The sequence below is a fragment of the Paracoccus sp. DMF genome, assembly GCF_004407025.1.
GTDB classification, from domain to species: Bacteria; Pseudomonadota; Alphaproteobacteria; order Rhodobacterales; family Rhodobacteraceae; genus Paracoccus; species Paracoccus aminovorans_B.
In genome coordinates, this window is the sequence record NZ_SOKV02000053.1 from 1 (window position 1) to 19,589 (window position 19,589).

Below are 19,589 nucleotides of genomic sequence, written 5' to 3' on the forward strand. Positions count from 1 at the left end.
AGGGGAGGGGGCTGTCTGCCCCCTCTTGCGGCTCGCGCCGCAATTCACCCCCGAGGATATTTGGACACAAAAGAGAATGATGCAGGCGGAGGAGATCGCGGGGCTGTTCACCCGCGATGGGCAGTATCTGTGCGCAAGGTGGGGGCGGCCGGTGGCGCCGGTGATCTTCGGCTTGGCGGATGAGAGCCTGGCCGTGTTCCGGGCCGCCACGGCGGCGGTTCTGGCCGATGCCGGCCATTCGCTGGCCGAGACCGATCCCGAGATGGGCGCCAATATGCTGGGCTTCTTTGTCCGCGATTGGGACGAGCTGGCGGGCGTGCCGGATTTCGACCGGCTGGTCGGGCAGCCCGGCCTGCCGGCGCGGCTGAAGGCGCAGCGGGCGGACCAGTACCGGGTGTTCCGCTTTGACGGCGACGGCGGCATCCGGGCCTGCATCACGCTGGTGGCCATGGGCGGCGCGCTGGCCGAGGCGCATCCGGGGCAATTGGCCGAGGCGCTGGCAGTGCGCGCGATGCTGACATTCGCGCGGGACGTGCAGCCCTCGGCCGCGCTGGCGCGGGTGATCCGCGCCGCCTATGATCCGGCGCTGCCGGTGGTGGCGCGGGACGCCTCGCATGCGCTGCGGCTGGCGGCGCGGGCGTCCCTGGCCTGACTATTCGGCTTTTTTCGCGGTTTTCTTCGCGGCGGGCTTCTTGGCGGCGGCTTTCCTGGCCGGAAGTTTTTCGGCCTTGGCGGTGGTCTTCCGGGCCGGTTTCTTCGCTTTGCCTGCCTTTTCCGCGACCAGCTCCAGCGCCCGTTCCAAGGTTACGGCGCCCGGCTCCAGGTCTCGCGGCAGGGTGGCGTTGACCTTGCCCCATTTGACATAGGGGCCGTAGCGGCCGGCCATGACCTGCACCGGGCCGCCCTCGGGGTGCTCGCCCAGTTCCGCCAGCGGCGCGGCGGCGGCGGCGCGGCCGCGGGTGACCTTCTGGGCCAGCACCTCGACGGCGCGGTTCATGCCGATGGTGAAGACCTCGTCCACCTCGGGCAGGTTCGCGTATTTGCTGCCGTGCTTGACATAGGGGCCGTAGCGGCCGATGCCGGCCTCGACCGGGACGCCGTCCTCGGGGTGGGGGCCGATTTCGCGCGGCAGCGCCAGCAGGGCCAGCGCCTTTCCCAGATCGACCGAGGCCAGGTCCCAGCCCTTGGGGATCGAGGCGCGCGGCGGCTTCGGCTGCTCGGCCGTGGCCTCGCCGCGCTGGACATAGGGGCCGAAGCGGCCGTTCTTCAGGCTGATCTCGTCGCCCTTGTCGGTGCCCAGCACGGTATCGCCGACCACCTCGGCATCGGGGCTGCTGATCGGCCGGGTAAAGCGGCACTCGGGGTAGTTGGTGCAGCCGATGAAGGCCCCGCCCGAGCGCGCCGTCTTCAGGTGCAGCCGGCCCTTGTGGCACAGCGGGCATTCGCGCGGGTCGCTGCCATCGGCGCGCGGCGGGTAGAGCGCGGGCGCCAGCGCCTCGTCGATCGCCTCGAGCACTTCGGTGATGCGCAGCTCGCTGGTGCCTTCCAGCGCCGCGGTGAAGTCCCGCCAGAAGCGGCGCAGCACCTCGCGATAGGCTAGGTCGCCGGCGCTGATGTCGTCGAGCTCGCCCTCCAGATGCGCGGTGAAATCGTAGCTGACATAGCGCGGGAAGTATTTCAGCAGGAAGATGGTGACCAGCCGGCCCTTGTCCTCGGGGATCAGGCGGTTCTGTTCCTTGCGGACATAGTCGCGGTCCTGGATCGTGGTGACGATGCTGGCATAGGTCGAGGGCCGGCCGATGCCCAGCTCCTCCATGCGCTTGACCAGCGTCGCCTCGGTATAGCGCGGCGGCGGCTGGGTGAAGTGCTGCTCGGGCGTGACCGAGCGCTTGTCGGCGGTCTCGCCCTCCTGGATCAGCGGCAAGCGGCGGCCGTCCTCGTCGTCCTCGTCGTCGCGGCCCTGGTCATAGACGCGCAGGAAGCCGTCGAAGAGCATGACCTGGCCATTGGCGCGCAGCCCGACCTGGCCGTCGGCGCTGGCGATCTCGACCGTGGTGCGCTCCATGCGGGCCGATTCCATCTGGCTGGCGATGGTGCGCTTCCAGATCAGGTCGTAGAGCGCTTTCTGGTCCTTGTCGGCGACCGGCAGCCGGTCGGGCGACAGGCCCATGTCGGTCGGGCGGATGCACTCATGCGCCTCTTGCGCATTCTTGGCCTTGTTCTTGTACATGCGCGGGGATTTCGGCAGGTATTCCGCGCCGAACCGGGCCTTGATCGCGTCGCGCGCCGCCATCACCGCCTCGGGCGCCATGTCGATGCCGTCGGTCCGCATATAGGTGATGTGGCCGGCCTCGTAGAGCCGCTGCGCCGCCGACATGCAGGCCCGCGCGCCCAGGCCCAGCTTGCGGCTGGCCTCCTGCTGCAGGGTCGAGGTCATGAAGGGCGGCCAGGGATTGCGGCTGGCGGGCTTGGCCGAGACGCTGGCGACCTTCAGGTCGCGCGAGCGGATCGCGGCGACGGCCAGCTTGGCGGCTTCTTCATCGGCGATGTCGAAACGTTCCAGCTTCTTGCCGCCGAAGACGATCATGGTGGCGTCGAATTCATCGCCGCGCGGGGTCGCCAGGCGGGCATGCACCGACCAGTATTCGCGGGCCTTGAAGGCCTCGATCTCCATCTCGCGGTCGACGATGATACGCAGGGCGACCGACTGCACCCGGCCGGCCGACTTGGCACCGGGCAGCTTGCGCCACAGGACCGGCGACAGGTTGAAGCCGACCAGGTAATCCAGCGCCCGGCGCGCCAGATAGGCATCGACCAGCGGCTGGTCGATCTGGCGCGGATTGGCCATCGCCTCGGTCACGGCAGTCTTGGTGATGGCGTTGAAGGTGACGCGGCTGACCTCGGCGCCCTTCTTCAGCGCCGGCGCCAGCGTCTCCAGCAGGTGCCACGAGATCGCCTCGCCCTCGCGGTCGGGGTCGGTGGCAAGGATCAGGTTCGGGTCGCTCGCCAGGGCATCCTTGATCGCCTTGACATGCTTGCGCGAGTCCGCCGCCACTTCCCATTTCATGGCGAAATCGGCATCGGGATCGACGCTGCCATCCTTGGGCGGCAGGTCGCGGACATGGCCGAAGGACGCCAGAACCGTATAGTCGTCGCCCAGGTATTTATTGATCGTCTTGGCCTTGGCCGGGGATTCAACGACGACGACAGGCATGAAAATTCCTTCGCATGATTCGGCGCCGGAACATGGGCACAGCCCGGCGGACTGTCAACGCCGGGCTTCTTTCTTGTCCAAATATCCTGCGGGGGTCCGGGGGCGCAAAGCCCCCGGGCAGCGGGTCAGATGCCGTCGCCGACGAAGGCCTTTTCGACAACGAATTCCTTGGGCTCGCTGTTGGCGCCCTCGCGCAGGCCGAAGCCCTCCAGCACCGCCTTCACATCGGTGTTGAAGGCCAGGCTGCCGCAGATCATGGCGCGGTCATTCGCCGCATCCATCGGCGGCAGGCCCAGATCGGCAAAGACCTTGCCCGAACTCAGGTTGTCGGTGATCCGGCCCATATGGGGCGACGTCTCGCGCGTGGTCGTCGGGTAGTAAAGCAGCCGACTGGCGAATGTCTCGCCGTAAAGCTCACCCAGCAGCGGGTCGTTCTTCAGGTTCTCGACCAGCTCACGGCCATAGGCCAGCTCGTCGGCGGTGCGGCAGGTGTGCATCATGATGACCTGCTCGAAACGCTCATAGCTCTCCGGCTCGCGCATCAGGCTGGCGAAGGGCGCGATGCCGGTGCCGGTGGCCAGGAACCACAGCCGCTTGCCGGGCAGAAGCGCGTCCAGCACCAGCGTGCCGACCGGCTTCGGGCGCAGGATGATCTCGTCGCCCGGCTGGATGTTTTGCAGCTTCGAGGTCAGCGGCCCGTCCGGCACCTTGATCGAATAGAATTCCAGTTCGTCGTCCCAGGCCGGCGAGGCGATGGAATAGGCGCGCAGGATCGGCTTGCCGTTGTCGCCCGGCAGGCCGATCATCACGAACTCGCCCGAGCGGAAGCGCAGCGAGGCCGGCCGCGTCACGCGGAACGAGAACAGCCGGTCGGTCCAGTGCCGCACCGCGGTCACGGTCTGGGCGTCGGGCAGGGTCTTTGCGGGTTTGGCGGCAACTTCGGCCACGGGCACATCCAGGGTCATGTCGATTCCGGTCTATCTAGATCACAAGGGCGCCGGGGGGAAACCCCGGACTCAACCAGCAAGGCGCGACCGATGGTCCCAATCCTGCCAGTCGGCACGGTAAAGCCACTGTTCCTGTGGCTGGCGGGCGGCGAGCGCGGCCGGGATGCGGACTTCGTCGAAGCCCACCCGGCGCGCCATGGCGTATTGGTCGGCGATCAGGCCGCCAACGGCGCGCAGGCGACCCTTGTAGCCCTTTTGCCGCAAGAGCCGCGCCAGCGAAAAGCCGCGGCCGTCGGTCATCGCCGGGAAGTCGATGGCCAGCAGCTCGTGGCCAAGATAGTCGTCCAGCGTGGCCAGGTCGGTGTCGGGGCCCAGAACGACCGGCTCGGCGCCGTCGTCGGGATGGAAGCCGTCGTCGCGGACCAGAAAGAAATCGCTCATGTGTTCGCTCCTGCGCGGACCATCTTGCCGCCGATGAAGTGGATGCCGCATTCGGTCTTGGCCTGGCCGCGCCAGCGCCCGGCGCGCGGGTCTTCGCCCGGCTTGATCGGCGAGGTGCAGGGCGCGCAGCCGATCGAGGCATAGCCCTTGGCGACCAGCGGATGCCGCGGCAGGTTGTTTTCCGCCATGTATTCCTGCACGTCCTCGCGCCGCCAATGCGCCAGGGGATTGATGCGCAGGCGCGAGGGCGGCTCGGATTCGAAGAAGTCGAGCTGCTGGCGCTCGCCGCCCTGGAAACGCTTGCGGCCGGTGATCCAGGCGTCGAACTTGGACAGCTCGCGCTCCAGCGGAATCGTCTTGCGGAAATCGCAGCAGGCGTCGGTGTTGAACTGGTGCAGCGTGCCGTCCGGGTCGTTCAGCGCCACCTCGCGTTCGGTGGCGCGGATCACCCGCACGTCGGTCAGGCCCAGCTTGCGCGTGACCTCGAGCTGATAGTCCAGCGTTTCCTGGAACAGCATCATCGTGTCGATGAACAGCACCGGCGTGCCCGGCGCCACCACCGAGACCATGTGCAGGAGCACCACCGATTCCGAGCCGAAGGACGAGACCAGCGTCGTCGAACCCAGGTCCGGGTCCTTCAACGCGCGGCGCAGCACCTCGGTCGCGGCATGATGCTTGTAGCGATCATTCAACCGCGCGGCGCGCGCGTCCAGCGTGTCGTCAAGCATCGGCCGGATACAGCGCCGCCTTGAACGGCGCCACCCCAAGACGGCGATAGGCGTCGATGAAGCGTTCCTCGGGCGATTCCCGCAGTTCCAGATAGGCGTCGACCAGCCGGTCGATGGCCGGCACCACCTCGTCCGCCGGGAAACCGGCGCCGGCGCGCTGGCCCAGCGTCGGGATCTCGTAGCCGTCGCCGCCCAGCGTGATCTGGTAGTTCTCGACCCCGGCCCGGTCCAGGCCCAGGATGCCGATATGGCCCAGGTGGTGGTGGCCGCAGGCGTTGATGCAGCCCGAGATGCGGATCTTCATCTCGCCGATGTCGTCTTCCAGGCCGCGGGCGCGGAAATGCGCGGCGATGTCCTGCGCGATCGGGATCGAGCGCGCGGTCGCCAGGGTGCAATAGTCCATGCCGGGGCAAGAGATGATGTCGGTGATCTTGCCGAAGTTCGCCGTCGCCAGTCCGACCGGGCGCAGCGCCTCGTAAAGCTCGGCCAGGTCGGCCTTGCGCACATGCGGCAGCACCAGGTTCTGGTCGTGGTTCACCCGGATGTCGCCATGGGCCAGCCGCTCGGCCAGGTCGGCCACCAGCCGCATCTGGTCGGCGCTCATGTCGCCCGGCGTGGCGCCCGGCGCCTTCAGCGTGACGATGACGCTGGCATAGCCCGGCACCTTGTGCGGGTGCAGGTTGGTGTCGGTCCAGGAGCGGAAGGCGCCGTTCGCGGCGCGCGCGGCCTCATAACCCTCGACCGGTGCGTCCAGGAACTCCGGCGGCGCGAAACGCTCGCGCAGGTCGCGCAGGATCTCCTGGTCCAGGCCCGAGAACTGCCGGCGGCGCTGCGCGAACTCTGCCTCGACATCGGCGCGGAACACGTCCAGGCCGCGCTCGTTCACGGTGATCTTGATGCGGGCCTTCCATTTGTTGTCGCGCCGGCCGGTCAGGTTATAGACCGACAGGATCGCTTCCAGATAGGGCAGCAGGTCCGCCTGCGGCAGGAAATCGCGGATCACCTGGCCCAGATAGGGCGTGCGGCCCAGGCCGCCGCCGACCCAGACCTGGAAGCCGCGCTGGCCGTCCTGCTCGACGATGCGCAGCCCGATGTCATAGGCCGAGACCGCCGAACGGTCCTGCTTGCCGGCCGAGACCGAGATCTTGAACTTGCGCGGCAGGAACTGGAATTCGGCATGGTCGGTGGACCAGATGCGGATCAGCTCGGCCCAGGGACGCGGATCCTCCAGCTCGTCGGCGGCGGCGCCGGCGAAGGCGTCGGCATTGACGTTGCGGATGGTGTTGCCCGAGGTCTGGATCGAGTGGATGCCGACCGAGTTCAGCGCATCCATCGAATCCGGGATATCGACCAGCTTGTGCCAGTGGAACTGGATATTGGTGCGGGTGGTGAAATGGCCATAGCCGCGGTCCCAGCGCTCGGCCACATGGCCCAGCATGCGCATCTGGTCCGGGGTCAGCGCGCCATAGGGGATCGCCACCCGGTACATATAGGAATGCAGCTGCAGATAGACGCCGTTCTTCAGCCGCAGCGGCCGGAATTCCTCTTCGGTCAGGCTGCCGTCCAGACGGCGCTCGACCTGGCGGCGGAACTGCTGGGCGCGGTGGCGCAGGTATTCGCGATGCTGGTCGTTGTGCTGGGGACGCGCGTCAAACATGGCTGGCCTCGGCTTCGGCTTGCTGGAAATGCTTGTGGGTCGGGCCGCTGCGGCGGAACGCTTCGCGGAAATGCGCCGGCTCGGGGCGGCCGTCGGGCCCGCGCCTGGCTTCGACCAGATAAGCACCGACGACCAGGCCGGCCTGGGCGATGGCGTCGAGCAGGGCCAGCTCGGCGATGGCCTCGTCCTCGAACAGCTCGGCCTCGCGCGGGTCGGCGGTCCACTGGCCGTTACGCATCCACACGCAATGGCCCATACGCAGGTCATTCGCCGTGATGACGCCGGGGGTTGCGGGGGATGGGGTGAAGCCCTTGGACATGGCCTTTGCCTTTCGTTTTCTGTCCCTGCAATATAGAAAATAATCCCCCATATTGACGAGTGGGGCGGAGAAATAAGAAACATCTCCCGCGGTTCCGGGCGAGCGTAGGAAGGGATTTCACGATGAGCGACGAGCGACAAACACCCATCCGGCTGGATGACACGGACCGCAAAATCCTGTCCCTGCTGCAAGAGGACGCGACTCTGTCGCTGGACGACATCGCGGCCCGGGTGGGGGCCTCGAAGACCCCGGTCTGGAACCGGATTCGCAAGCTGCGCGAGGCCGGGGTGATCCGGGCGCAGGTGGCGCTTCTGGACCCGGATGCGCTGGGGCTCGACGCCTGCTTCTTCGTGCTGATCCGCACCAGCGAGCATGATCCCGAATGGGCGCGCAAGTTCCTGACCGCGGTGCGCGCCCGGCCCGAGGTGATCGAGGCGCATCGGCTGGCCGGCGACATCGACTATATCCTGAAGGTGCGGGTGCGGAATGCGCGGGCCTATGACCGCTTCTACCAGGCGCTGATTTCCGAGGTGAAGATCCACAACGTCACCGCGCTTTTGTCCATGGAGGAGCTGAAGGCGACGACGGCGCTTGCACTGGAATAGTCGTGCCGGCGGCGCGGTTGCCGGAGTATTTGGAAAACGGTGAAAGTCTTACGCCAGCGCCCTGAGCGCGCGGGGCAGCGCCTCGGCGAAGGCGTCGAGTTCCGGCCTGGGCCCGCAGGAGACGCGGATGCAGCGGTCGAGCGGCGCCGTGCCGGGCATGCGGGCGAAGATGCCTTCGGCGCCCAGGACTTGCAGCAGGGCGCGGGCGAAGGTGCCGTCGCGCCGGGTGTCGATGGCGACGAAATTCGTGGCCGAGGGCAGGGCGGCCAGGTCGTTGTCCTGCGCGATGGCGGCGATGCGGCCGCGGGCGGCGGCGGTCTCGGCCCGGATATGGGCCAGCCAGTCCTGGTCCTGCAAGGCCGCCAGCGCGCCGATCTGCGCCGTGCGGTTCATGCCGAAATGGTTGCGGATGCGGTCGAAACCGGCGATCAGCTCGGAAGGGCCGATGGCGTAGCCTACGCGCGCGCCCGCCATGGCATAGGCCTTGGAGAAGGTGCGCAAGCGGATCACCCGCGCGTCCTCGGGGTCGATGCGGGGAATGGCGTCCGCGGGGGCGAATTCCGCATAGGCCTCGTCCAGCACCAGCAGGCTGGTCCGGGGCAGGTCGGCAAGCATCGCCTCGATCCGCGTGCCCTGGTGCCAGCTGCCCATCGGGTTGTCGGGATTGGCGAGATAGACCAGCCGGGCGTCGTTTTCGCGGGCGGCGTCGGTCAGCGCCTGCGGGTCTTCGGCATCGTCGCGATAGGGAACCTTGACCAGCCGGCCGCCGAAGCCCGCGACATGGTAGTTGAAGGTCGGATAGGCGCCCTCCGAAGTGACCACGGTTTCGCCGGGGCTGAGCATGAGCCGCGCCAGCAGGCCGAGCAGGCCGTCGATGCCCTCGCCGACCATGATGTTTTCCGGCGCCGTGCCGTGATGCGCCGCCAGCGCCTGGCGCAGGTTGTGGCTGTCCGGATCGCCGTATTTCCAGATCTCGGCCGAGGCGCGGGCCATGGCCTCGACGGCGCGGGGCGAGGGGCCGAAGCCGTTCTCATTGGCGCCGAGCCGGGCGCGGAACGGCATGCCGCTCTGGCGCTCGAGCGTCTCGGGGCCGGTGAAGGGCACGGTGGCGGGCAGGGCGGCCGGGATCGGGGCAAAGCGGAAGCGGGTCATGGCGTCATGAGAAACCGCAAAGCCGGGGGCTGCGCAAGGGGCCGTGCGTCGGCCCGGGGGCGCTGCGCTGCTTGCCGTAGCATGGCGGCTCTCCTGATGGAATCTCAGGCCGGTGCCGCGCGTCCCGCATTCAGCAACCCATAGGAGCGAATCAGTTGGCTGTCGTCGGCCGCCCGTCGCCGCGTCCGCCGATCGGCACCACGCTGTTCATATCCGCCTTGATCGCCAAGACCTCGCTGGGCGCGACGACGCGCGAGCTGTGGCCCTTCTTCCTGGTGTCGATGATCGTCCTGGCCCTGGTCAGCTATGTGCCGGCGATGACCCTTTATCGACGCGACGGTGCGGCCCTGCCGCCGCGCCCTTTCCTCACGCCTGCCTGCCGCGTCTGCGGCGCACCGCCCCCGACAGCGCGTCGGGGCCGATCAAAGGAGACTGCCAAGATGAGCGGGACCACCGCATTTCCGAACATGAGCCTGCCCCGCCGGGCCTGGGAAATCCGCCGCAAGGCCGTGCGCATGGGCGAGGTCCAGGGCCAGGGCTATGTCGGGCAGGCGCTCGGCATCGCCGACGTGCTGGCCGTGTCCTATTTCCACGCGCTGAACCACCGCCCCGACGATCCCGAATGGGAAGGCCGCGACCGCTTCCTGCTGTCCATCGGCCATTACGCCATCGCGCTTTACGCCGCGCTGATCGAGGCCGGCATCCTGCCCGAGGCCGAGCTGGAGACCTATGGCGGCGACGACAGCCGCCTGCCCATGTCCGGCATGGCCGCCTATACCCCGGGGATGGAGATCACCGGCGGCTCGCTGGGCCAGGGCCTGGGCATCGGCGTCGGCATGGCGCTGGGGCTGCGGGCCAAGGGCAGTCCGGCCTTCGTCTACAACCTGATGTCGGATGGCGAGCTGGGCGAGGGCTCGACCTGGGAGGCCGCGATGTCCGCCGCCCATCACAAGCTGGGCAACCTGATCTGCATCGTCGATTTCAACGACCAGCAGGCCGACGGCAAGTCGACCGAGATGCTGTGCGCCGAGCCGCTGCACGACAAATGGGCGGCCTTCGGCTGGCACGTCCAGCGCGTCGACGGCAACGACATTCCGGCGCTGGTCGCGGCCTTCGACGCCGCCCGCAACCTGGCTGAGGCCCGGCCCCGCGTCATCATCTGCGACACGGTGATGTGCAAGGGCGTGCCCTTCCTCGAGGCCCGCGAGATCACGCATTTCGTCCGCGTCGAAGCCGATGAATGGCAGAAGGCGCTGGCCGTTCTTGACGCAACCAAGCCGGAGTGACGGCCATGACCACCCGTTCCACCTATGACCCGCACCGCAAGTGGCAGCCGCGCCAGCCCGGCACCGGCAGCGGCAAGACCTCGGCCATGATCGCCTCGCTGGAGGCCGAGGGCTATGAAAGCGTCGCCGCCCCCTTCGGCCACGCGCTGGTCGCCGCTGCCAAGGCCGATCCGCGCATCGTCGGGCTGACCGCGGACCTGTCGAAATACACCGACCTGCATGTCTTTGCCCAGGCCTTCCCGGACCGCTTCTACCAGATGGGCATGGCCGAGCAGGTGATGATCTCGGCCGCCGCCGGCATGGCGCGCGAGGGCTTCATCCCCTTCGCCACCACCTATGCGGTCTTTGCCAGCCGCCGGGCCTATGACTTCATCGCCATGGCCATCGCCGAGGAGAACCTGCCGGTCAAGATCGTCTGCGCGCTGCCGGGGCTGACCACCGGCTACGGCCCCAGCCACCAGGCGACCGAGGATCTGGCGATCTTTCGCGGCCTGCCGAACCTGACCATCGTCGATCCCTGCGATGCCATCGACGTTGCCGAAGCCGTCCCGGCGCTGGTGGCCCATGACGGCCCGGTCTACATGCGCCTGCCGCGCGGCAAGGTGCCATCGGTCCTGCGCGCCCACGACCCGGATTACCGCTTCGAACTGGGCCGGGCCAGGCTGATCCGCGACGGATCGGATGCGCTGGTCATCTCCTCCGGCTTCATGACCATGCGGGCGCTGGACGCGGCGGCCGCGCTGGAGCGTGACGGCATCTCGGTTGCGGTGCTGCATTGCCCGACCATCAAGCCCCTGGATACCGCGACCATCCTGGCCGAGGCCCGCAAGGGCGGCCGCCTGGTGGTCACCGCCGAAAACCACACCCGCGTCGGTGGCCTGGGCGAGGCCGTCGCCGCGACCCTGCTGACGAACGGCGTCGCGCCCAGCTTCCGCATGATCGGCCTGCCCGACCAGTTCCTGGACGCGGGCGCGCTGCCGACGCTGCACGACCGCTACGGCATCTCGACCAGGGCCATCGCCCGGCATCTGCGCGGCTGGCTGTAACCCCTTTCCCTTTCCCATCACCGACAGGAGCATCACCATGGGAACCGCCCTTCTGACCGGCAAATTCGCCGTCATCACCGGCGCCGCGTCGAAACGCGGCCTGGGCCTCGCCACCGCGCGGCTGTTCGCGCAGCATGGCGCAACGGTCGCCATCCTGGACCTGGACCAGGCCGCCGCCGCGGCCGCCGCCGCCGAACTGGGCCCGGACCATGTCGGGCTGGCCTGCAACGTCACCGACCAGGCCAGCGTCAAGGCCGCCTTCCAGGCGCTGATCGCGCAATGGGGCCGCATCGACGTGCTGGTGAACAATGCCGGCATCACTCAGCCGCTGAAGATCATGGAGATCCTTCGATGCCGAGGAACTGGCGCGCTATATCCCCATCGGCCGGCGCATCGGCTCGACCATCCTGCGCGTGGCGCTGGATGCCGAGGATGCGCTGATCCCGGTGCCGCAACTGGCCGCGCAGCTGCGCGCGCTCTTGCCCGAGGGCAAGGCCGCCGGCCTGCGCTTTTCCATCGAGAACCATTTCAACTATCCCTCGCCCCGCATGGTCGCGCTTCTGGACACGGTGGCCGACGACGCGCTGGGCGTGTGCCTGGACGTGGCGAATTCCATTTGCGCCGGCGAATGGCCGATGCAGACGGTGCGGATGCTGGCGCCCTAGGCCATCAACCTGCATTTCAAGGATTACCGGATCACCCCCGACCCCTTACGGCGTGGGCTTCCGCATCCACGGCACCCCCTGGGCGAGGGCCTGGCCGAGCTGTCCGAGGTGCTCTCGGCGCTTGTGGACCGCGACCCGGACATGAGCGTCATCCTGGAGCACTGGCTGCCGCATTCCGACAATCTGCAGGCCACCCGTGCGCAGGAGCATGACTGGCTGAACCGCACCGTCGCCGCCGCCCGGCGGCTGGTGCCCCTGACTTGAGGGCATTGCCATGACCAAGATCCAGGACACGCCCGAGACCTTCGCGGCCCATCCCTGTCCGGCTTTTGCGCGGCCGATCCGGGCCATGTGCTTGCCGTGCCGGGCGGGGCGACCCGCGCCACCGACGGCCCCGCCAAGGTCGCGCTGGTCGTCGGCGGCGGCTCGGGGCACTACCCGGCCTTCCTGGGCTATGTCGACCCGGGCCTGGCCGATGCGGCGGTGGCGGGGGATGTCTTCACCTCACCCTCGACCTCGGCCATCGCCGGGGTGGCGCGGCAGGCGCAGGACGGCCGCGGCGTGATCCTGGGCTACGGCAATGACGCGGGCGACATGCTGAACTTCACCGCCGCCGCCGCGCGGCTGCGGGACGAGGGCATCGACGCCCGGCTGCTGGCCGTCGCCGACGACGTGGCCAGCGCCCCCGTGGCCCAGCGTCACAAGCGCCGCGGCGTGGCGGGCGACCTCCTGGTCTTCAAGGTCGCAGGCGCGGCGGCCGAAGAGGGGCTGGACCTCGACGCGGCGATGGCGCTGGCCGATCGCGCCAATGCCGCGACGGTGTCCTTCGGCATCGCCTTCGATGGCTGCACCCTGCCGGGCGAGGCCGAGCCGCTGTTCTCGGTCCAGCCGGGCCGCATGGCGCTTGGCCTTGGCATCCATGGCGAGCCGGGCATCAGCACGCGCGACCTGCTGCCCGCCGCCGATCTGGCGCGGCTGCTCTTGGAACCGCTGCTGGCCGAGCGTCCGGCCGGGCATGCGGGCCGCGTGGCCGTGGTGCTGAACGGGCTCGGCTGTACCAAATACGAGGAGCTTTTCGTGCTCTGGCATCACCTGACGGCGCTGCTGGCCAAAGCGGGCCTGCAGCCGGTCATGCCCGAGGTCGGCGAATTCGTCACCAGCCTCGACATGGCGGGCTGTTCGCTGTCGCTGGTGTGGCTGGACGCCGATCTGGAGCGGCTGTGGTGCGCCGCGGCCGACACGCCCGCCTTCCGCCGCGGTGCGGTGGCGGCGAGTGCCGCCGCCCGCGTCCTGCGCGCGGTCGAGGGGGCCCAGGGCATCCGCCCGGGCAGCGCGGTATCGGTCCAGGCCGGGCGCTGCATCGCGGGCCTGCTCGGCGATCTGGCCGCCGCGCTGGCCGAAGCCGAGGCGGAACTGGGCGCCATCGACGCCCGCGCCGGCGACGGCGATCATGGCCAGGGCATGGCGCGCGGCTCTCGTGCTGCCGCCGATGCGGCCTGCCGCGCGGCCGAGGCGGGGGCTGGCGCGGCGACGGTCCTGGCGCTGGCGGGCGATGCCTGGGCGGATCGGGCCGGCGGAACCTCGGGTGCGCTCTGGGGCGCGGCGCTGCGGGCCTGGAGGGTGGCGCTGACCGATGCCGAGGCGCTGACCGCGCCCCGCGTGGCGCAGGGCGCCCGTGCCGCGCTGGCGGCCATTACCGGCATGGGCGGGGCGCAGGTCGGCGACAAGACCTTGGTCGATGCGCTGGTGCCCTTCGTCGAGACGCTGGAGCAGGGCGTGGGCGCCGGCCATGCTCTTGCCGAAGCCTGGGCCGCGGCGGCAAAAGCCGCGCAGGCGGCGGCAGCGGGCACGGCGCAGCTCGTCCCCCGCCTGGGTCGGGCGCGGCCGCTGGCCGAGCAAAGCCTCGGCCACCCCGATGCCGGGGCGATCTCGCTGGCGCCTTGCGCCCGGGTGGTGGGCGAGCGGCTTTAGCGCCCCCGCTCAGGTCACCGGGCGCAGCCCGGGCGCTCCCGCAAGGAAGCCGTCCGCGAAGGCCGCGCCCGGCATGGCCGCCGCCAGCGCGGCCACCGTGTCGTCCGGCGCCGCCGCCTGCCGCACCGCCCTGTCGTAGATCCCGGTGATGGTGGCGAAATCGCCGTGCTGGGGCGACAGGCGGATGGCGCCGACCCCGGCCGCGCGCAGCGCCTCGATCTGGCGGGCCACGGTGGTATGGGCGTGACCCATGGTCTGCACGCCGTTGACGGTCAGGAAGCTCTGCCCGTCCAGCGTCTGCACCGCGCGCCCGTCCGGGTCGTCGCCGCAGACGAACAGGCAGCTGTCCTTGGCGCGGTCGTGCAGCCGGGCGTGATAGCAGCGCCCCGAGATCGCCAGCGGCGCGCGGCCGTGGCCCCAGACCTCGACCGCGACGCCGGCATCGCGCCCGGCCCGGGCCAGCACCGCGACCGAGGCCAGCGGCAGCTCCGGCGGCAGGCAGATCCGGGTCGCGCCCTTGCGGGCCAGCCATTCCAGCGTGCCCTCGTTATAGACATTGACCATGGGGCCGACCTGGAAGGGCGCGCCCTCGGGCAGGTGCTTCAGCGCGCCCAGGTCGGCGATCTCGACCGGGATGCCGGTGGCGAACAGGTCGGCGGTCTGCCGGCGCTCGCGTTTCAGGGTGATCAGCGCCAGCGTCGAGAGCGCCACCTCCTTGCCGGCGGCTTGCAGCGCCTCGACCGCGGCCGGGATCTCGTTCTGCCAGAACGGCAGCCGTTTCGAGCACACCCATTCGCCGATCACCACGCGCCGCGCCGGGCCGGCGGCGAGCTGCCGGTAGAAGGCGCGCACCTGCTCGGCGGTCCAGAAAAACGCGATCGGGCCGATGGTCAGGTCCATGGCTTACCTCCAGGTTTTCGCATAGGCGCCGGTGGTGGCGGCCTGGCCCTCGGTCAGCTTCGCCAATAGCCCCGAGGGCATCGGCGCACCGGCCTCGGCGGCCTCGACCGCGGCGCGGAAGGCGCGCACGACCTGCGCCACATAGGCGCGCGAGCGCTGGCGGCCCTCGATCTTCAGCGCGGTGACGCCGGCCTTTTGCAGCTTCGGAATCAACTCGGTCGCGTCCAGGCTGACCGGGTCCTCGAAGATGTGGCCGGTCTGGGCGGCGGCGGTTTCGGTCGCGGGCGCGGTGAAACAGCCCTTGCAGAGCGTCGGATAGGGGGCCGGGCCGCCCTTCGGCGTGCGGTGGATCAGGTATCCGCCCAGCCGCGCCTCGCTCGCGCCCGCGGTCTCGGCATAGGCGACGTGGCTTGCGGGCGAGCAGACGCCGTTCATGTTCGGCGACAGGCCGGTGGCCCAGGAGGACAGCGAGCAGCGCCCCTCGGCCATGACGCACAGCCCGCCGAAGACGAAGACCTCGGTCTCGATGTCGATCTCGCGGTTGATGGCGGTGATTTCCTCGACCGTCAGCACGCGCGGCAGCACCACGCGGCGGATGCCGAACGCCTCGGCGTAGAGGTTGATCGCATCGGGATTGGCGGCCGCCGCCTGCACCGACAGGTGCAGCCGCAGGTCGGGATGGGTTTCTGCCGCATGCGCGATCAGCCCGGGATCGGCCAGGATCACCGCATGGGCGCCGGCCCGATGCGCATCGGCCATGGCGCGGTGCCAGACCGCCTGCGCACCGGCGCGCGGGAAGGTGTTGATCGCGACCAGCACCCTGGCGCCGCGCGCGCGGGCATAGTCCACCCCGGCCGCCATCTCCTCGCGCGAGAAGTTCAGGCCCGGGAAGTTGCGCGCATTGGTTTCATCGGCAAAGCCGCAATAGACGGTGTGCGCCCCCGCATCGACCGCAGCGCGCAGGGCCGCCGGCGTGCCGGCCGGGCAGACCAGTTCCATCATGGCCGGGGCTCCTCTCGTGACAGCACATAGCCGCTTTGCCGCGCCACCAGGCTTGATGCCCGGCGCAGCCAGCGGTCGAAGGGCGGGCGCGACAGCGCCGCAAGCTCTTCGGTCAGGTCCAGTTCGGCGTCGTCCAGCGCGTTGCGCAGCGCCAGCACCGCCGCCATGTCGCCGGTGATGGTCAGATCGCCGGAAAAGAACAGCGCGTCGCCGTCCTCGCTGCCGTGCAGCATGGCGAGGAAGGCAGCGAGCCGGCCTCGGATCGCCGCGTCATGCGCGGGCTCGGCGCGGCCGCGCCGGCTGGCGGTGATGCGGCGCGGTCCGGGCTCCATCAGCAGGATCACCGGGCCGTCGGTAACGTCGATCAGGAAGCGCGCGGACTGGCTTTCGCCAAGCCGCGCCAGGATCGAGGGCTTTTGCCGCGCGATCCGGCGCAAGAGGCGGGTGAAGGCCAGGCCAAGCGCCGGCGTCGCCAGGGGCAGCAGCGCAAGGGGGCCAAGCAGGCGGGGCAGGGCGGGCGGTTGGGTCATGGCCGTTCCCTGCCATGAAAAATCCGCGGGGTGCTTGACTATTGTCAAGGGATGCGGGGTTTTTCCGGGGCAGGTTGCGGGCCTGATGCCTCTGGAGCCGATGATGCGCCGCCTGCCCGTGTTTCCCGACCTGCGGGCCTTTCTTGCCGACCTGGGCGAGCGGGGTGAGTTGGCGCGGGTCGCGAGCCCGGTGTCGCTGCGCCACGAGATGACGGCCGTGCAGCTGGCGGTCCTGCGCCGGGGCGGGCCGGCGCTGCGCTTCGAGGCGCATGACGGGCCGCGCATGCCGGTGATCGCCAACCTGTTCGGGACCAAGGCCCGCGTGGCGGCCGGGCTGGGGCTGGAGATCGACCAGATCCCCGCCTTCGGCGCTTTCCTGGCCAGCCTGCGCAGCCCCGCGCCGCCGGCCGGCCTGCGCGATGCGCTGTCGCATTGGCCGGCGCTGCGGGCGGCGCTGCGGGCCCGGCCGCGGATCCTGCGCCACGCGCCGGTGCAGGCGGCGGAACTGCCGGGCCTGCACGCCCTGCCGGTGCAGGTGCCCTGGCCCGAGGACGGCGGGCCGCTGATCACCTGGCCGGTGGTGATGACCCGGCCGCAGGACAGCGCGGCAGCGGATCTGTCGCGCTATAACCTCGGCGTCTATCGCGCCCAGGTGCTGGGGCCGGACCGGCTGATCCTGCGCTGGCTCGCCCATCGCGGCGGCGCAGCGCATCACCGCGGCTGGCTGCGCGCGGGCGAGCCGATGCCGGTGGCAATCGCGCTGGGCGCGGACCCGGCGCTTTTGCTGGCGGCGGCGCTGCCGCTGCCGGAAACCGTGTCGGAGCTGGGGTTCTCGGGCGTGCTGCGCGGTGCGCGGACCGAACTGGTGCCCGCCCGCTCGGTGCCGCTGATGGTGCCTGCCCGGGCCGAGATCGTGGTCGAGGGCTGGGTCCACCCCGGCGAGACCGCGCCCGAGGGGCCTTTCGGCGACCATACCGGCTATTACAACGCCGTCGAACCCTTTCCGGTGCTGCGGGTCAGCGCCATCACCTGCCGCGACAACCCGCTTTACCTGTCCACCGTGACCGGCCGACCGCCGGACGAGCCCTCGGTCATCGGCGAAGTGTTCAACGAGCTCGCGCTGCCGGTGATCCGGGCGCAGATCCCCGAGGTGCAGGACCTGTGGCTGCCCGCCGCCGCCTGCTCCTATCGCATGGCGGTGGTCCGGATCGACAAGCGCTATCCCGGCCAGGCCCGGCGGGTGATGATGGCGCTGTGGGGGATGCTGCCGCAGTTCAGCTATACCAAGATGATCGTGGTGGTGGACGGCGATCTGGACATCCGCAACTGGGACGACATCGCCTGGGCGATCTCGACCCGGATGGACCCGGGCCGCGACGTCATGCTGCTGGACCGCACGCCGATGGACTATCTCGACTTCGCCTCGCCGCTGGAGGGGCTGGCGGGCAAGATCGGCATCGACGCCACCACCAAGATCGGCACCGAGACCAGCCGGGACTGGGGCCGCGAGATGCACCTCGACCCCGCGCACGAGGCCCGGGCCGAGGCGCTGCTGGCGGAGATCCTGCCATGAGGGTGGTGCTGGGCGTGTCCGGCGCATCCGGCGCGGCGCTGGCCCTGGATTGCGCGCGGGCGCTGGTCCGGGCCGGGGTCGAGATCGACCTGGTGCTGTCCGCCATGGCCGCGCGCACGCTGGCCGAAGAGGTCGGGCCCGATGCCGAGGCGGCGCTTGCGGCCCTGGCCGCCCGCCGGCACCCGCTGGGCGACCTGGGCGCGTCCATCGCCTCGGGCTCCTGCCCGGTGGCGGGGATGATCGTCGCGCCCTGCTCGATGCGCAGCCTGGCCGCCATTGCGCACGGGTTCGACGACAACCTGCTGACCCGCGCCGCCGGGGTGCAGCTGAAAGAGCGCCGGCCGCTGGTCCTGCTGGCGCGCGAGGCGCCGCTGACGCTGGCGCATCTGAAGAACATGCAGGCGGTGACCGAGATGGGCGCGACGGTGCTGCCGCCGGTCCCGGCCTTTTATCTGCATCACACCACGCTGGCGCAGGCGACCGCCCAGATCGCCGCCCGCGCCGTCGACCTTCTGCATCTGGCCGCGCCGCAGGCGCAGGCCTGGATGCCGGAAACCGGCCCCAACCCCCGACCAACCGGAGAATCCCGATGACCGACCCCCTGCTTGCGCCTGAAACCACCGTGCGCGACATTGCCGCCCGGCTGCCCGGCGCCGCCCAGATCTTTCGCGATGCCGACATCAGCTTTTGCTGCGGCGGCGCGCTGAGCCTGGCCGATGCCGCCGCCAAGGCCGGGCTGGACCTTGCCGCGCTGACCGCCGCATTGCAGGCGCTGATCGACCGCGCCGGCCGGGACGCGCCGCAGGCCACGCCCGAGCTGATCGCCCATATCCTCGACCGCTATCACGCCACCCACCGCGAGGAGATGAACTTGCTCGTGCAGCTCGCCAACCGGGTCGAGACGGTGCACGGCGACCATGACGAGGCGCCGCTGGGCCTGACCGAGATCCTGCTGGCGCTGCGCGACGACCTCGAGACGCATATGTCGAAAGAGGAAAACCTGCTGTTCCCGGCCATGCTGCAAGGCGCCGGCGCCGTGCTGGCCGAGCCGGTGCGGGTGATGGCCGAAGAGCATGCCGTGACCTCGGACCTGCTGCGCCGCATCGAGCATGTGACCCACGGCCTGACCCTGCCCGAGGGCGCCTGCGGGTCCTGGACCGCGCTTTACACCGGGCTGCGCAAGCTCTGCGACGATGTCGTCGCGCATATCCACCTGGAGGAGACGGTGCTTTTTCCGCGCGCCCTTGCCGCCTGACGGATCGGGCGGGCGGCCCCGGTCGCCCGCCGCCTAAGGCGCGCGGCCCGGGCCGTCGTCATGCGCCAGCCCGCGCAGCTGGGGAACCGAGTCGATGACCGCGCTGGCCTGGTCGATCCGCACCCCGCATTTGCGCAGCCGGGCAAAGCTACGGCTCAGGCTTTCGGGCTTCATCCCCAGCCGGCCGGCGATCAGCGCCTTGTCATAGGGCAGCACCACCGTGGCGCTTTCGGCATCGGGCGGGCACAGGTCCAGCAGGAATTCCGCCACCCGCTGCGCGCCCGAGCGGGCCTTGAGC

At 70.0% G+C, this 19,589-nt stretch carries 21 protein-coding genes and 1 pseudogene; 11 read left to right on the forward strand and 11 right to left on the reverse strand.

Annotated elements, in window-relative coordinates; translation table 11 throughout:
- Positions 1-76 precede the first annotated feature (76 nt).
- Positions 77-652: a hypothetical protein gene (locus tag E3D03_RS17835; protein ID WP_263568057.1), complete on the forward strand. Its 576-nt coding sequence runs from the start codon at positions 77-79 to the stop codon at positions 650-652.
- Here the strand turns inward: E3D03_RS17835 and topA are convergent, their stop codons facing one another.
- The 6 genes from topA to E3D03_RS17865 all read right to left on the reverse strand — a co-directional run bounded on the left by topA (position 653) and on the right by E3D03_RS17865 (position 7,306).
- Positions 653-3,214 (reverse strand): type I DNA topoisomerase, encoded by a 2,562-nt coding sequence (gene topA / locus E3D03_RS17840; RefSeq protein WP_263568058.1) that lies wholly within the window; start codon positions 3,212-3,214, stop codon positions 653-655.
- 125 nt (positions 3,215-3,339) lie between these two features.
- Positions 3,340-4,179: a ferredoxin--NADP reductase gene (locus E3D03_RS17845; protein WP_263568059.1), complete on the reverse strand. Its 840-nt coding sequence runs from the start codon at positions 4,177-4,179 to the stop codon at positions 3,340-3,342.
- A 51-nt stretch (positions 4,180-4,230) separates the two neighbouring features.
- A complete protein-coding gene (locus E3D03_RS17850) occupies positions 4,231-4,602 on the reverse strand; it encodes a DUF934 domain-containing protein (protein WP_263568060.1) in 372 nt (123 codons plus the stop codon).
- Positions 4,599-5,330, reverse strand: a complete 732-nt coding sequence (locus tag E3D03_RS17855; protein ID WP_062561700.1) for a phosphoadenylyl-sulfate reductase — start codon at positions 5,328-5,330, stop codon at positions 4,599-4,601. The genes E3D03_RS17850 and E3D03_RS17855 overlap by 4 nt, the downstream gene beginning before the upstream one ends.
- On the reverse strand, positions 5,323-6,987 hold the full coding sequence (locus E3D03_RS17860; protein ID WP_263568061.1) for a nitrite/sulfite reductase: 1,665 nt from the start codon (positions 6,985-6,987) through the stop codon (positions 5,323-5,325). Before E3D03_RS17860 ends, E3D03_RS17855 begins: the two co-directional genes overlap by 8 nt.
- A complete protein-coding gene (locus E3D03_RS17865) occupies positions 6,980-7,306 on the reverse strand; it encodes a DUF2849 domain-containing protein (protein WP_062561702.1) in 327 nt (108 codons plus the stop codon). The genes E3D03_RS17860 and E3D03_RS17865 overlap by 8 nt, the downstream gene beginning before the upstream one ends.
- Positions 7,307-7,428: 122 nt before the next feature.
- Between E3D03_RS17865 and E3D03_RS17870 the strand changes: the two genes are divergently transcribed.
- Entirely contained in the window at positions 7,429-7,911 is a 483-nt protein-coding gene (locus E3D03_RS17870; protein ID WP_017999247.1) for an Lrp/AsnC family transcriptional regulator, read from the forward strand.
- A gap of 48 nt (positions 7,912-7,959) precedes the next feature.
- On the opposite strand, the gene E3D03_RS17875 is transcribed toward E3D03_RS17870, so the two are convergent.
- Positions 7,960-9,063 carry a pyridoxal phosphate-dependent aminotransferase gene (locus tag E3D03_RS17875; protein WP_263568062.1) on the reverse strand — a complete coding sequence of 368 codons (1,104 nt, stop codon included), beginning with the start codon at positions 9,061-9,063 and terminating at the stop codon, positions 7,960-7,962.
- 155 nt (positions 9,064-9,218) lie between these two features.
- On the opposite strand from E3D03_RS17875, the gene E3D03_RS17880 reads away from it, so the two are divergent.
- The 6 genes and pseudogenes from E3D03_RS17880 to E3D03_RS17905 all read left to right on the forward strand — a co-directional run bounded on the left by E3D03_RS17880 (position 9,219) and on the right by E3D03_RS17905 (position 14,031).
- The gene (locus E3D03_RS17880; protein ID WP_263568063.1) at positions 9,219-10,349 is read left to right on the forward strand and encodes a transketolase; all 1,131 of its coding nucleotides are present in this window, start codon (positions 9,219-9,221) and stop codon (positions 10,347-10,349) included.
- 5 nt (positions 10,350-10,354) lie between these two features.
- The gene (locus E3D03_RS17885) at positions 10,355-11,395 is read left to right on the forward strand and encodes a transketolase family protein (RefSeq protein ID WP_411969833.1); all 1,041 of its coding nucleotides are present in this window, start codon (positions 10,355-10,357) and stop codon (positions 11,393-11,395) included.
- 37 nt (positions 11,396-11,432) lie between these two features.
- Positions 11,433-11,717, forward strand: a pseudogene (locus E3D03_RS17890) (SDR family oxidoreductase); the annotation flags it as partial.
- 91 nt (positions 11,718-11,808) lie between these two features.
- Complete coding sequence (locus E3D03_RS17895) at positions 11,809-12,060, forward strand: sugar phosphate isomerase/epimerase (RefSeq protein ID WP_263568072.1); 252 nt, start codon at positions 11,809-11,811, stop codon at positions 12,058-12,060.
- A gap of 108 nt (positions 12,061-12,168) precedes the next feature.
- Positions 12,169-12,324 (forward strand): hypothetical protein, encoded by a 156-nt coding sequence (locus E3D03_RS17900; RefSeq protein WP_263568073.1) that lies wholly within the window; start codon positions 12,169-12,171, stop codon positions 12,322-12,324.
- A gap of 96 nt (positions 12,325-12,420) precedes the next feature.
- Positions 12,421-14,031, forward strand: coding sequence for a dihydroxyacetone kinase family protein (locus E3D03_RS17905; RefSeq protein WP_318013768.1), 1,611 nt, complete (start codon positions 12,421-12,423; stop codon positions 14,029-14,031).
- Positions 14,032-14,040: 9 nt separating this feature from the next.
- On the opposite strand, the gene E3D03_RS17910 is transcribed toward E3D03_RS17905, so the two are convergent.
- The 3 genes from E3D03_RS17910 to E3D03_RS17920 are packed head-to-tail and all read right to left on the reverse strand — an operon-like array spanning position 14,041 to position 16,463.
- Positions 14,041-14,931, reverse strand: a complete 891-nt coding sequence (locus E3D03_RS17910) for a U32 family peptidase (RefSeq protein WP_263568064.1) — start codon at positions 14,929-14,931, stop codon at positions 14,041-14,043.
- Between the two features lie 3 nt (positions 14,932-14,934).
- Positions 14,935-15,930 (reverse strand): peptidase U32 family protein, encoded by a 996-nt coding sequence (locus tag E3D03_RS17915; protein ID WP_263568071.1) that lies wholly within the window; start codon positions 15,928-15,930, stop codon positions 14,935-14,937.
- On the reverse strand, positions 15,930-16,463 hold the full coding sequence (locus E3D03_RS17920) for an SCP2 domain-containing protein (RefSeq protein WP_263568065.1): 534 nt from the start codon (positions 16,461-16,463) through the stop codon (positions 15,930-15,932). The genes E3D03_RS17915 and E3D03_RS17920 overlap by 1 nt, the downstream gene beginning before the upstream one ends.
- 103 nt (positions 16,464-16,566) lie before the next feature.
- Here E3D03_RS17920 and E3D03_RS17925 point away from each other — a divergent pair, with 103 nt between their 5' ends.
- From E3D03_RS17925 to ric, 3 genes are read left to right on the forward strand one after another with little or no spacing between them, the layout of a single operon-like run.
- Positions 16,567-18,036: a UbiD family decarboxylase gene (locus E3D03_RS17925; protein ID WP_263568066.1), complete on the forward strand. Its 1,470-nt coding sequence runs from the start codon at positions 16,567-16,569 to the stop codon at positions 18,034-18,036.
- Positions 18,033-18,629, forward strand: a complete 597-nt coding sequence (locus E3D03_RS17930) for a UbiX family flavin prenyltransferase (RefSeq protein ID WP_263568067.1) — start codon at positions 18,033-18,035, stop codon at positions 18,627-18,629. The genes E3D03_RS17925 and E3D03_RS17930 overlap by 4 nt, the downstream gene beginning before the upstream one ends.
- Entirely contained in the window at positions 18,626-19,291 is a 666-nt protein-coding gene (gene ric / locus E3D03_RS17935) for an iron-sulfur cluster repair di-iron protein (protein WP_263568068.1), read from the forward strand. Before E3D03_RS17930 ends, ric begins: the two co-directional genes overlap by 4 nt.
- Positions 19,292-19,324: 33 nt before the next feature.
- Here ric and E3D03_RS17940 read toward each other — a convergent pair.
- Positions 19,325-19,589, reverse strand: a 265-nt coding sequence (locus E3D03_RS17940; protein WP_263568069.1) for a helix-turn-helix domain-containing protein, incomplete at its 5' end; no start/stop codon positions are given.